At 35.7% G+C, this 14212-nt stretch carries 13 protein-coding genes; all 13 read right to left on the bottom strand.

All coding sequences use genetic code 11. From position 1 onward, the window contains the following. Positions 1–20 precede the first annotated feature (20 nt). The 13 genes from Bra60_RS00330 to pstC all read right to left on the bottom strand — a co-directional run bounded on the left by Bra60_RS00330 (position 21) and on the right by pstC (position 14171). Positions 21–941 carry an outer membrane beta-barrel protein gene (locus tag Bra60_RS00330; RefSeq protein ID WP_078697980.1) on the bottom strand — a complete coding sequence of 307 codons (921 nt, stop codon included), beginning with the start codon at positions 939–941 and terminating at the stop codon, positions 21–23. Between the two features lie 136 nt (positions 942–1077). Then, entirely contained in the window at positions 1078–1866 is a 789-nt protein-coding gene (locus Bra60_RS00325) for an outer membrane protein (RefSeq protein WP_078688256.1), read from the bottom strand. A 236-nt stretch (positions 1867–2102) separates the two neighbouring features. Beyond that, positions 2103–2996 carry an outer membrane protein gene (locus tag Bra60_RS00320; RefSeq protein ID WP_078697979.1) on the bottom strand — a complete coding sequence of 298 codons (894 nt, stop codon included), beginning with the start codon at positions 2994–2996 and terminating at the stop codon, positions 2103–2105. 374 nt (positions 2997–3370) lie between these two features. Then, positions 3371–3694, bottom strand: a complete 324-nt coding sequence (locus Bra60_RS00315; protein WP_153300864.1) for a hypothetical protein — start codon at positions 3692–3694, stop codon at positions 3371–3373. Positions 3695–4334: 640 nt separating this feature from the next. Further along, the gene (locus Bra60_RS00310) at positions 4335–4955 is read right to left on the bottom strand and encodes a ribonuclease D (protein ID WP_035005646.1); all 621 of its coding nucleotides are present in this window, start codon (positions 4953–4955) and stop codon (positions 4335–4337) included. After that, positions 4927–6342: a dipeptidase gene (locus Bra60_RS00305; RefSeq protein ID WP_078689012.1), complete on the bottom strand. Its 1416-nt coding sequence runs from the start codon at positions 6340–6342 to the stop codon at positions 4927–4929. Before Bra60_RS00305 ends, Bra60_RS00310 begins: the two co-directional genes overlap by 29 nt. A 75-nt stretch (positions 6343–6417) precedes the next feature. After that, entirely contained in the window at positions 6418–7293 is an 876-nt protein-coding gene (gene mutM, locus Bra60_RS00300) for a bifunctional DNA-formamidopyrimidine glycosylase/DNA-(apurinic or apyrimidinic site) lyase (protein WP_035005644.1), read from the bottom strand. A 29-nt stretch (positions 7294–7322) separates the two neighbouring features. Continuing rightward, positions 7323–8570: an aminopeptidase gene (locus Bra60_RS00295; protein ID WP_078697978.1), complete on the bottom strand. Its 1248-nt coding sequence runs from the start codon at positions 8568–8570 to the stop codon at positions 7323–7325. A gap of 31 nt (positions 8571–8601) precedes the next feature. Next, the gene (locus tag Bra60_RS00290) at positions 8602–9450 is read right to left on the bottom strand and encodes a cell wall hydrolase (protein ID WP_078697977.1); all 849 of its coding nucleotides are present in this window, start codon (positions 9448–9450) and stop codon (positions 8602–8604) included. Positions 9451–9888: 438 nt separating this feature from the next. Beyond that, on the bottom strand, positions 9889–10605 hold the full coding sequence (gene phoU / locus Bra60_RS00285) for a phosphate signaling complex protein PhoU (RefSeq protein WP_078688251.1): 717 nt from the start codon (positions 10603–10605) through the stop codon (positions 9889–9891). A 27-nt stretch (positions 10606–10632) separates the two neighbouring features. Further along, positions 10633–11391 carry a phosphate ABC transporter ATP-binding protein PstB gene (gene pstB / locus Bra60_RS00280; protein ID WP_035005638.1) on the bottom strand — a complete coding sequence of 253 codons (759 nt, stop codon included), beginning with the start codon at positions 11389–11391 and terminating at the stop codon, positions 10633–10635. A 42-nt stretch (positions 11392–11433) separates the two neighbouring features. Continuing rightward, entirely contained in the window at positions 11434–12726 is a 1293-nt protein-coding gene (pstA, locus tag Bra60_RS00275) for a phosphate ABC transporter permease PstA (RefSeq protein ID WP_078688250.1), read from the bottom strand. Beyond that, on the bottom strand, positions 12723–14171 hold the full coding sequence (pstC, locus tag Bra60_RS00270) for a phosphate ABC transporter permease subunit PstC (RefSeq protein ID WP_078688249.1): 1449 nt from the start codon (positions 14169–14171) through the stop codon (positions 12723–12725). The genes pstA and pstC overlap by 4 nt, the downstream gene beginning before the upstream one ends. Positions 14172–14212 lie beyond the last annotated feature (41 nt).

Below are 14212 nucleotides of genomic sequence, written 5' to 3'. Positions count from 1 at the left end.
AATATAAATTTCTCAATAAATTAGAATTTATAAGCTACACCAACACGGAAGTCATTAGTTTTATAACTAAGCTCAACTTCTCCTTTTGCAAATTTCTTTTTGCCAAAGTCTGAATAACGGTATTCAGTGCGCATAATAAAACTCTTAGCGATTGCTATATCAAAACCACCACCAAAGGTGTAACCAACCATTTTCTTTTCTTCATCTGCTTCAGCGTTTCTTCTAGATACCAATACTGATAAAGTATCTTGAAGCTCCGTATAAGAAACACCAGCAGCAATATAAGGCATAATACGATCAGCAGCAAAACCAATACGTACTCGTGTAGCACCAGCCCATTTTTCTTTTAAACAGTGATTAAAAACGATACCTGTTTGTGCGTTATTTTTTGCTTGAGCCATATAATAATACATTACACGCTTATTTCTAAAACCTCCGATAGGATTAAGTATCGCTCTCTCTTCCATTTGAGGTTGTCGTGCAGAGTTAACACCTGTTTCACTGCCTGCTCTACCTGATCGATACGTTGGAATACCATTATCATCAATGATAAAATTTCTGCTATCTTCTTTTCCGGACCACATTATATCCGTATCAACACCTACAATAAGGTTATTACCAAGATCAACGTTGGATCCTGCATAAATACCACCTCTCATCCCCAGGGGTTTAGGCAAAAATTTCGGATCAACTGGTGCCCATTTATTATTACGTCCAGAACTCTGTGCACCACCTATTAGAGGAACCTCAAAATCCAAAGAGCTTGCAGAAACCGTACTTGAAAAACTACTAATCTGACCACCAATATAAAATCCAGTCCACGAAGATTGAAAAGAAGCTGGTGACAATGACTCTTGAAAAGACACACTTCCTGATGCTTGTACTACAGGAATACAAGTTGAAGTAATAGCCAATGTAATAAAAAAAGATTTAATATTCACAGATCTATCTCCATATAAATTTCAGAGTGTGTTTTATATAACGTTTTAATTTTAAAAATCTGTAGTAAAAATAACACAATAAAAAAATCTCTGCTGTAAAGCAGAGATTTCACTTATAGTTCAATCTTCTAGTAAATTAGAATTTATAAGCTACACCAACACGGAAGTCATTGGTTTTATAACTAAGATCCACATTATCCTTCGCAAATTTCTTTTTACCAAAGTCTGAATAACGATACTCCGCACGCATAATAACATTATCAGTCATTGCAACATCAACACCACCACCAACACTATAACCAACTAGAATCTTTGTTTCATCTAAGAATTTTAGCTTAGAATCAGAAGGTGAAGTGTTCCTTCTTTCTCTTACTACTGCTTCAGCTAATCCCTCCGCTGTAAAAACATTTTGAAGCTGCACATAAGAAACACCACCAGAAACATAAGGCATCACACGATCCACAGCAAAACCAACACGCATCCGCACAGCACCAGCCCACTTTTCTTTTATGCTCATATCTATGCTCATATCCTGTACATCAAATACTTTCGTATTTTTTTTTTCAGACCATACCATATCTGTATCAATACCTAAAATAAGGTCTTTGCTCAAACTAACATTCGAACCTGCATAAATCCCCCCTATAAAACCTGAAAGTTTGGGTGATTTTATTTCAGAAAATCCTTGACCTTCGCTATCCTCCTCCACACTATCTTGAATAGGACTTAAGGTAGCTTCACCTGAAAGACCACCAACCTGAGCGCCTACATAAAAACCCGTCCAAGAAAAATTGTTAGAAGAGGAAATCACCGGTACCGGCTGATGGCTCTGTGACTGATGCGGTCTCATAATATCAGCTGCTTGCACCATAGAAACCGGAATAAAAGTCCAACTACATGCAACCAGTAAACGTTTTATATTCATATAATATCTCCTAATTCCAAATAATCCAATAATTCCAAATAATCCAATAATTCCAAATAATCCAATAATTCCAAATAATCCAATAATTCCAAATAATCCAATAATTCCAAATAATCCAGACTGGTCTTTATAAAACATTTTATTTTAAATATCTGTAACTCAAATAACACTTTTCGCAAAAAATAAAGGCCCTATCAGAGATAGAGCCTCTTTATAGTTTAAATTTTGCCTATAAATTAGAATTTGTAAGCTACACCAACGCGGAAATCATTGGCTTTATAATTAACTTCAAATTTGTCATTATGCAATTTCTTTTTACCAAAATCTGAGTAACGATACTCTGCACGGAGCAATACGTTGTCAGCCATTGCAAAATCAACACCAGCAGCAAGAGTATAGCCAATCATTGTTTTTGATTCATCAACTGTATTACTCTTACCAAAAGTTTCTTTGTCTGTTCCCTCAGCTTTTTGCGCAGGAACTTTCTTTATACCAGTTAACGTTGTAAAGGTGTCTTGGAGCTGTGTATAAGCAACACCTCCAGCAACATAAGGCATAATACGATCAGCAGCAAAACCAATACGAATGCGTGTAGCACCAGCCCACTTCGCTTTTAAAGTATGATCGTATTTTGTAAATTTAACGTCTTTTTCTTTCTCTGGTTCTTTCTCTGGTTCTTTCCCTGCTTCAGGCTTTCCATTATCTTTTGCGCCTGCAGGTGCGTTGTTGTTATTATTGTCTTTATCCAATTCAGATGTTACTTTGTCATTTTTTGTGTCTTTCTGCCCAGAAAAAACAACATCCGTATCAACACCTAGAATCAGACCGTTCCCTAAATCAACATTAGAACCTGCATAGAAACCACCTATGAAACCTGAAGGCTTAGGCGACAATTTTTTATCAAGCGGAAGCCACTTTTTAGAATCATCATCAGCAGGGCCACTAAAAGAAGTCTTACTAGAAAAACCACCAATCTGGGCACCTAAATAAAAACCTGTCCAAGAAAAAGCTGGAGCAACAACAATTGTTTCTCCTATTTCTTGAGGAACTCTAATATCTGCTGCTTGCACTGCAGAAGCTGTTATCAAAGCAACAACAGATGTTGTAATTAAACATTTCATATTATTCATAAATTTGCTCCATAGCTAATGTTCATATACACATAGTTACACATTTCCTTCAAAAGATCTGTAGTAAAAATGATACAAACATAAAAAAACCACAATTATATGATATAATTTTCGGTTTTATTTTACGGTTATTATAAATAATGAAAAACGCAATTACAAAATATCGCAGTTATATTGATTATTATGAAGTCACCAATATCATGAATATAATTAAATCACATCTTAAGTTATATTCAGTCACCAAAAACACGTTCTAGTCAGCCACTTTTCTCACTGACTAGAAATAAAACTAAGCCTTTCCAACAAGTGATAACAAAATATATCTCCTAATAAACCTAATAAAAAAGCACACGTAAAAACTGTATACTTATCAACTAAAAACTGAATGGACTGTGCTTAAATAAATTAGGTCTTTTGTTTTTATGATTAGATGTCTCTGGCTTTTTCTTTTTTTTAGATTTTGACTTTTTTGAACCACTCGATGCAAAAGCCACATGTACTGGTTCTATCATTTTTTCCCACTTGCTGTAGACAACACGACCAAAAGAATCTTTTAAAAGTAAAGGGTCTTTATTCCATTCACTAACACGAAAAGTTGGAGAAATAAGCGGTATCTCCTCTTTAAGATCAGATCCTTGAACCGTAGCAGCTGTCATCATAGTAAAACTCGAAACTGTAATAAAATACTTCATATTCACAACTTATCTCCATATTAAAAATACAAAATGTATTTTATAAACTATTTCATCACACATATCTATGAAAAAATGGTGTAAACACAGAAAAAACAAAAGCCTTGTCTTTAACAAAGCCTCCCTATAATTTATTCTCATAACACATTAAAATTTATGAGATCTTCCAATGCAAAAATCATTAATAAAGAAAATTTTGAATTTTAAATAAAATCTGAATAATGATATTCTGTACGCTCAATGTTATCGCTTGACTCTTAAAATGAAGGATAACCTTAGAAAACCAGAAGGTATTTTTATTGTATCTATCTTATAATCAGTTTAATAAGGTTTTGATAAGTTCAATTTAATTTGAAAAATATCTTACCAAATTCATTTTTCTGAGTAGTACATTTACTTACTAATCATATTCCTAAAAATAATTCTAACAACAATACGAAATCTCATCTTCATAAAAGATTCATTTGTAACCTACTATTTCATTATATTTTATAAAAATATAATCTATTTACTTTTTGTAAAATTGGTAATTGATATTCCTCAAAATGATACAGGAAAATGAGTAAAGAAAGATTTGCAACGTACAAATATTCTGTACTAACGAGATCAACTATTTCTTTTCAATTTTAGAAATAAATTTTAAAGTTCAAACATGCGCAAAAATATCAACTTCTGACCATCCCAAAAGATCAAGCTTTGCTCTTACAGGCAAAAATTGAAAACACGCTTTTGCAATATCTTCGCGTTCTTCACGTTTTAAACGTTCTTCAAATATACTCTTTAAACGGTGTAAATACAAAACATCAGATGCAGCATATTCAATTTGTGCACGAGATAAAGCATCTGCTGCCCAATCTGATGATTGTTGCTGTTTAGAAATATTAACATTCAATAATTCACTACAAATTTCCTTCAAGCCATGACGATCAGTATAAGTACGCGTCAGTTTTGAAGCAAGCTTCGTGCAAAAAACAGCATCGGGCATCACACCAAATGTATGCGCTAAAATAGCAAGATCAAAACGCCCAAAATGAAATATTTTCGTAATTGTTTTATCTTCAAGCAACGTAACTAAATTAGGAGCGCTATTTTGTCCTTTAGCAATCTGTATAATATCAGCAGTACCATCTCCAGAAGAAAGTTGAACCACACATAAACGATCACGGTGTGGTTGCAATCCTAAAGTTTCAGTATCAATTGCAATAGAATCAACACAATAATTATCCAAATTTGGTAAATCACCTTGATGAACACGAATTTCTGCCATTTATTCTCCTGTTTGCTAGGGCTGCAAGAATGCGTACCCAAGACCGTTGCCCCTTATGAAATGATTTTAAATTATATTTCTCATTAGGTGAATGAATCCGATCATCAGCTAATGCAAATCCAACTAAAATAGTTTCCATATTAAAAATTGATTGAAAATCCCCGACAATCGGAATAGATCCTCCCATAGCAGTTAACAAAGCAGGTGTCTCCCATTCCTGAAATAAAGCATCTTGCGCCGCTTGAATAAAAGGTGAATCATAAGGAAGTTGAACCGCCGGAGAAGCACCGTGTTCTTTAAATGCAACTGTGCAATCTGCAGGAATAAGAGAGCGCACATAATTACGAAAAGCTTGGCGTATCTTTTCTGGATTCTGCTTATGCACTAAACGAAAAGAAACTTTTGCAGACGCTTGAGAAGGAATCACCGTCTTAAATCCTTCACCCTCATATCCCCCACTCATGCCATTAATTTCTGCTGTAGGACGAGCCCATACTTGTTCTAAAAGACTTCGTCCCTTTTCTCCAGTAGAGATAGAAAGACCAACAGGACTAAGAAATGTCTCAGCATTACAACCAAGTTTATCCCATGATTGTAAAATCTGTAAAGACGTCTCTTCTACACCATCATAAAATCCAGGAAGTTGTACTCTACCATTTTCATCATGAAGCCCAGCCAAAATTTTAGCTAAAATGCGAATAGGATTAGCTGCTGCGCCTCCAAAATAACCTGAGTGCAGATCACAATTAGCAGCCGTAACGACAACCTCTTCTCCTAAAATTCCTCGAAGACCCACAGAAATAGATGGTGTATTCGCATCCCACATTGAGGTGTCACAAACTAATGCACAATCAGCCTTCAATTCATCAGCATTTTCCTTTAAAAAAGGAATAAGTGAAGGTGAACCACTTTCTTCTTCACCTTCCAACAAAATGGTAACCTTTACAGGAAGCTGTTTTGTTTTTTCTTTAAAAGCACGACATGCCTCAATAAAAGTCATGAGCTGGCCTTTATCATCTGAAGCACCACGAGCACAGATGATCTTGTTTCCATTTTGTTCTTTTAAAGAAGGCTCAAACGGATTATTTTCCCATAAATCCAATGGATCAACTGGTTGTACATCATAATGCCCATAAAATAACACATGCAAACAATCATCAAAAGGTCCTGGATGATGACCAACAACCATTGGATGACCAGGTGTATCGCGACGTGAAGCTGTAAAACCTATACTTTTCAAATCTTCCACCAACCAATCAGCTGTTTTACGGCATTCATCTTTATATGCTGGATCTGTAGAAATAGATTGAAAACGTAGAAGAGAAAAAAGATGTTCAAGGTTTTTTTCTAGATTCTTATCAAGATACTCTAACACTTTATTAAGCATAAAAAAACCTTTCAATCTTCGCAAAATTATAAATATGACTTTAAGCTTGTTATAAAATTTTGCAAGACACATTCTTCATTTTTGACATTGTGGACAATAAAAGCTTGAACGACCTGACTGTACAATACGCACAATAGGTACCCTACAATTCAAACATTCTTTTCCTTCACGTCCATAAACCGAAAAATGGTGTTGAAAATATCCAAGTGAACTATCTGCATGCATATAATCACGTAAAGAAGTCCCCCCAGAAGCAATTGCTTCAGTAATCACATTACATATATTTTGTGCAAGAAAATTTGTAGATTCCAGTGTATGTACATCTTCTAACGCCAATGTAAATGCATTCCGCTGTGGTGATAAATGACTACGCCAAAGTGCTTCACAAACATAAATATTCCCAAGGCCAGCAACAATAGATTGATCAAGCAAAGCTGTTTTCAGAGATGTTTTTTTATTAGCAAAAGCTTTTTTTAAATAAGCACCAGAAAGCGTATTGTTCATAGGCTCAACCCCTAGCCTTCTTAAAAATGGATGTTCATAAAGCTTTGTTGTATCTGTTAAAAGCATAAAACCAAAACGGCGAACATCATTATAAGTGAGACGATAAATTTTATCATCTTTTGCCCGAATATTTATAATGCAATGATCATGCTCAACTAATTTGCTTATAGAAGAATGCTCCTTGCTTAAAAATTCACCCTCTATACGCCACGATCCTGACATACCTAAATGACTCAAAATCGTTTCATTGTTTGAAAGAGAAAATAATAAATATTTCGCGCGACGACTAAGTTGTATAATCGTTCTGCCTACTAATCGCTCAGAAAATGCTTCTGGAAAAGGAAAACGCAAATTTTTACGATTAAGTTGAACAGATATAATTTTTGCACCAGTTAAAAACGGATCAAGCCCACGGCGAACCGTTTCCACTTCAGGAAGTTCAGGCATTATCTCCCCAATGATTACACATGTGCAAATTAAGCCCACTCACCCTGACGAAATACAGGAATTTTTGTACCATCCTGCATAACACCGTCTATGTTGATTTCATCTGATCCAATCATCCAATCAATATGAATAATACTCTTATTCCCACCACGCATCGCAATCTCTTCCGGCGTCAATGCTGCCCCATTTAAAAAACACTTAGAATAACATTGCCCTAAAGCAATATGACACGCAGCATTTTCATCAAACAATGTATTATAAAAAAGTAAACCACTCTTAGAAATAGGTGAAGAATGCGGGACAAGAGCGACTTCACCTAATCGACTAGCACCCTCATCACTTTGTAAAACCTTTTGCAAAACTTCTTGCCCCTTTGAAGCTGATGCATTGACAATACGGCCTGCTTCAAAACGCACTTCAATATTATCAATGAGCGTTCCTTGATAGGAAAGTGGCTTTGTTGAACGAACAAAACCATCAACTCTATAAGCATGAGGAGTTGTAAATACTTCTTCAGTGGGAATATTAGGATTACAGATAACACCATTTTGAGCAATCGAGGCACCCCCATGCCATTCATGCTCATCAGCTAAACCAACTGTTAAATCGGTTCCTGGACCGGTAAAATGCAAAGCAGCAAAACGTTGATCATTAAGCCAAGATGAACGTTGCTTTAAATTGGCATTGTGCGCATGCCAAGCATCTACAGCATTATCCTGTGTCACACGTGAAGCAGAAAAAATAGCTCCTGCTAATTTCTGAATTGCTTGCTCAAGAGGTAAATCAGGAAACATTGCCGTAGCCCATCCCGCTGTTGGATAAGCGATAATCGACCAATTAATCGCAAAATTCGATATCTTGTTCAGAGCTGGCTGATAAGCTATCGAAGTGGCCTTATTCAAACGTGAAACCTTATTCAAATCTTGGTTGGAAAGTAACAATGGATTATCACCAACAATTGCCAAACGTGCAGCTCCATTTTCAAATGCTTTTGCCATTCCTTCATAAAGCCAAGAAGGTGCACGATCAAAACTAGCAGAATGCGCATTTTCAAACCGAATAAGTGATAATGCCTCATCACCAAAAAGTGGTGTAATAACACCAGCACCAGCCTTATAAGCATGAAGGGCTATCTGTCGAACCAAAGGTAAAGCCGTAACTGAAGCTGTCAAAACAAGATCCTGTCCTTCTTGTAAATTGAGCCCTACTTTTATTGTAACTTCTGCAAGGCGGTCAAGCATTTCAGGAGAAATCATTTCATCACGATCAAAACGCATAACCCTTATCCTTATTCAACTGCGAAAAAAATTACCGACTTCTATACCGTTCTTCTAACATTGCAACAACTGCATTTAATTGATGTTGTGAAGGCATAGCATACGCCACAATTGTTGTGTTTTCTCTTAGCTCATCTCCATAACGAGGTGCAGATGTAGGAATAGGAATTTTATCAAGCTGTGCAACAACAAAAGGTGTAAAACTCTTTTTATCTGCTTGCGCAATCTCTATTGAAACAGGTACTTCCTGTATTTCTTCTGTTTTTACTTCTCCACTGTCTACACTTGAGTTTATAAAGTTGGACATATTATCAGAACGTTCTTGAGAAAAAGCAAACGCAACATCATAAGGACGGTCATTAACCGGAACTTGAAGTGATCCATTACGGGAACGTTTTTCATAAAAAGCGTTACCTCCCGCAACACGAACATAATGCATATTCTTATAAGGAAAAGATAAACCAGCAGTGTGGAAAAACATAGCATTTTTACTTTTCTTATCTCGCTCACCACGTAAAACAGCATCAGCAGCCTCTTTAACACGAGCAACAGATGCCTTCTCAAGCATAGGGCGGGTTAAAACACCGGGAGCAAATTGCTTGCGCTGGCCAACAACACCACAAATAGTCTTTGGATAAGCACTTGAATTCACACGGTTCATAACAACCGTTCCAACAGCAATCATTCCTTCACGACTTGAACGATTTGATTCAAAATACATCGCACGCATAAGACATTGGCGTTCTGTTAATGGATAATCGACTGATTTAGTGTTTTTATAATCGTCCGTTTTTTGAAGCTTCACATGATTTGATGAGCACCCTACAATAACGAATGATATAACGCAAAGAACAATAATAAACCACTGATTTTTTTTCATTTTATACAATATATTCCTATGTCTTCAAATATCTAAAATTCAAATGAATTTTTAAATACAAATCAAAAAAATATACAATTAATTGCTAATTGCTCACATATATAATCTAATAATTTAATCGTCAAAAAATGCTTCTACACAAAAAACAATAAAAAAATCTTAATTCAAAACATCTCTTATTGCCTAAATGATTCAATGAATATTGTGTTAATCTTAAGCTTTTAAAATAATCCTCAAACACTAATATCTCTATAACTGACTATAGTATTTGATAACCACTAAACACCACACCTGAGTACCATTTAAAAAACTTTTTACATAAAAAGTTTTACCAAACTCAAATGCAATTCAAAACAGATTAAGAAATCTTATAGAGCACGCCAGTTAATAATAAAACCTATCTCACTCCTTAATAATTGGTTCATTGAAAATAAAAACCTAATCTGTTTTCTTCTCATTCACTCCAACTTTATACGTCATATCATCACGGGGACGACCAAATGTCATATGATTGCCTGTAATAATATAATGAAGTGTTTCAGCAATATTAGTCACATGATCACCAATCCGTTCAATATTTTTTGCGCACAAAAGTAGGTGTGTACAAACTGTAATATTACGCATATCTTCCATCATATAAGTCAAAAGTTCACGAAAAAGAGACGTATATAAAGCATCAATTTTATCATCACTTTCACGTACTGCATCAATGCGATCCAATAAACGACTCTTATAAGCGTCAAGGACTTCCTTTAACTGATTGCGCGCTAAAACTGTAATCGTTTCAAGCCCACGGTAAAAAGCTGCAGGTTGACGGATTTCAGAAATAGCAACTGTCCGCTTTGCAATGTTTTTTGCCATATCTCCAATTCGTTCAAGATCAGAAGCAATCCGGATAGCTCCAACAATTTCACGTAAATCAACAGCCATTGGTTGGCGTTTACAAATAATGGTAATCGCTTTTTCATCAAGATCACGTTCTGCTTCATCTAAAAATAAATCATCGGCAATAACTGAAGCTGCTAACTCAGAATCATCACACACAATTGATGCCACAGAACGTTCAATCATTCTTTCAGCATGGCGACCCATTTCTGAAATCTTGGATTCCAAATATTCTAATTCTATATCATAAGAATGAACAATATGACTCATGATAGTCCCTTATACCCTTCAATTCACTTACCCAAAACGTCCAGTAATATAATCCTGCGTCTGTTGCTCTTTTGGTGATGTAAACATCATTTCTGTTGCGCCAACTTCTACCAAGTGCCCTACATGAAACATAGCCGTATATTGAGAAACACGTGCCGCCTGCTGCATAGAGTGTGTCACAATCACAATTGTATAACTTTGTCTCAACGCATCGATCAGCTCTTCAATACGTGCCGTTGCAATTGGATCAAGAGCTGAACAGGGCTCATCCATCAATATAACTTCAGGACTTACAGCAATAGCACGTGCAATACATAAACGTTGTTGTTGTCCGCCTGATAAACTTGTTCCTGGCATATGAAGGCGATCTTTCACTTCTTCGAATAATCCCGCTTGTATCAAGCTTTTTTCAACAATCTCCTGCAATTCAACACGAGATTTCGCTAAACCGTGAATACGCGGTCCATAAGCAACATTCTCAAAAATAGATTTTGGAAAAGGATTAGGTTTCTGAAAAACCATTCCAACACGCGCACGTAATTCTACAACATCAATACGTGAGGTATAAATATCCTCCTCATCTAAAGTAATCAAACCTGTTACTTTGGCGCCTTCAATTGTATCATTCATACGGTTAAAACATCGTAAAAAAGTCGATTTTCCACAACCTGAAGGCCCAATTAATGCAGTGACTTGATGTTCGATAATATCAAGAGTAATGCCGTGAATAACTTCTTTCTTTCCATAAAAAACACGAACATCTTGACCACGCATTTTGATCTTCATACTCGATTCAACCTTAGTGTTATGCATCAACTCTCTCAAAAATTACCAACGTCGTTCAAACCGCCGGCGTAAAAGAACAGCTGCAATATTCATAAAAATGAGAAAAATCATTAATATAATAATAGCACCTGATGTCTTCTCCATAAAAGAACGCTCTGCTTCACTTGCCCACATAAAAATTTGAACAGGCAAAGCTGTTGCTGGATCCATTGGCGTAATGGGAATATCCACAACAAAAGCAACCATCCCAATCAAAAGCAAAGGCGCTGTCTCACCCAGTGCTTGAGCCAAACCAATAATTGTGCCTGTCAGAATACCAGGAGCTGCTAAAGGAATCACATGATGAAAAACCATTTGCGTCTTCGATGCACCCAACCCTAAAGCTCCTGCACGAATAGAGAATGGAACAGCTCGTAAAGCAGAACGCGTAGCAATAATAATTGTTGGTAATGTCATAAGAGCCAAAACAAGCCCTCCAACAAATGATGCTGAACGCGGCATCCCCATAAAATTGATAAAAACAGCAAGTCCTAGAAGACCAAAAACAATCGAAGGAACAGCAGCAAGATTATTAATATTAATTTCAATAAAATCTGTGAATTTATTTTTTCGTGCATATTCTTCAAGATAAAGAGCTGTCGCTATCCCTATTGGCAATGAAATTACTAAAACAATAATCATCATATAAAGAGAACCAATCATCGCGACACCTAAACCCGAAGCCTCAGGACGACTTGATGCACCAAATGTAAAAAAATGACGGTTGAAAGTCTTATAAAGAGTACCGTCATTAATTAAATATTTCATCCATTGTATCTGTTGATCAGAAATTTTACGATTTTTTTCTGGTACATGTAAATTAATCTGCCCCTTATATGCTGAATCAATATCTGACGCAGCTAAAACTTTAACTTTTTGCGTTGTTCCAATTAAATGAGGATTTTTCACCACTATATCACGCAACTGAACACGAACACTCTGCGAAAACATACGGTTAACATTACGCATAGATATCTGATCATCGAGATCGACCCCAAGTTTTGTTGCCAAAGCATTCTGTACAAGAAGTGGATAATTAGCAGTTACTAATATCTTTGGATTACTCTCACGCTGACCACTAGGGTCAATCACTTTTTCATCCAAATAAACTGATAAAATCATCTCACTTTGAAAAAAAGCTGTATAACCTTGACTAACAATAGACCATAAAAGAATTGCCAAAAAAAACAAACTAATAAAGATAGCACTTAAACCATAAATACGAAAACGGCGTTCAGCTCGATAACGACCTTTAAGGTCAATATTACGATGATGCGAAAAAAAAGCTTCACTCATTCATATCGTTCCTGATATCTACGTACTATATAAAGAGCTAAAATATTCATTAAAAGAGTCAGAATAAAAAGTGTCATTCCCAAAGCAAAAGCTACAAGTGTCTGTGGAGAATTAAACTCAAAATCACCCGTTAATTGATTAACAATTTTAACCGTCATTGTTGTCATCGCTTCAAATGGATTAAAAGTAAAATTTGCAGCAACACCAGCTGCCAATACCACAATCATTGTCTCTCCAATTGCACGTGATGCAGTCAACAGAAGTGCTCCCATAATCCCAGGAAGAGCAGCTGGTATAACTACTTTTTTAATTGTTTCAGATTGTGTTGCTCCTAAACCATAAGAACCTTCACGTAAAAAACGTGGAACAGCAGTAATAATATCATCTGATAAAGATGAAACAAAAGGAATCAACATAATTCCCATAACAATACCAGCCGTCAAAACACTTTGAGCCATAATAAAACTAACCCCACCAGAAAGAGACAGTGAAAGATTGTGCAAAAAAGGCCCAACAATCTTCAAAGCAAAGAAACCGTACACAATAGTTGGGATGCCAGCAAGTACTTCTACTAATGGTTTCACAATCGACCGTAATCGAATTGAAGCATATTCAGCCATATAAAGAGCAGCAAATAACCCAACAGGTACAGCAAAAAGCATAGCAATAAAAGCAATATAAAGCGTACCAGCTAATAATGGTATTAAACCAAATTGTCCCACACTATTTTCTGCATGATTCATTGAAAAACGGGGATCCCATACTGTCCCCAAAAAGAAATTTGATAATGACACAGATTGAAAGAAATTCATTGTTTGAAAAAACATAGAAACCACAATACCAACCGTTGTTAAAATAGCAATTGTAGATGCACAAACCAATCCAATAATAATCAAACGCTCAACTTTATTACGGGCACGTTGGCGCGGAGAAACTTGCATAATACCAAAAATAAAACAGAAAAATGTAATAATAGAAAACAAAATATGACCAATAAATTGCAATTTATCATAAAAAAAATGCCATAACTCTGTAATTTTCAATATATAATCTGGCACTGTTACGGGTAAAACAAATCCTTGCACTAACAATTGAGCTCTCACATCCTCATATAAAGTAGCGGTAAGAGCTCCTTTAAAGTGAGGCATCATTTTGATTAACCCGCGGATAAGCCCATGCTTATCTGTTTCTATCATAGACACCATATGAGCTTCCAACTCTCGTGAAACAATATATTCCAAATAAGCAGAACTACCAACATTCCAAAAAATTAAAAAAATCAGAGCTGGAATAATAGTTATTAAAAATGTCCACCAACCATAATAATGTGCACGAGAATGCATCTTAAATCCTGAACGTTCAAGGCAACGCGCTCGCATATAAGAAATGCAAAAGCCAATGATACTAAAAGTCAACAAGAGAAAAATAATGAAAGAAATAGCCATCTTGTTTTTCAATTTCTGTAAAAAAGAAACATAAAATAATT

Origin of the sequence: Bartonella sp. Raccoon60 (assembly GCF_002022585.1) — a bacterium.
GTDB lineage: Bacteria > Pseudomonadota > Alphaproteobacteria > Rhizobiales > Rhizobiaceae > Bartonella > Bartonella rochalimae.
Note: the sequence above shows the minus strand (reverse complement) of the source record. Positions and strands in the feature narration are given on the sequence as shown.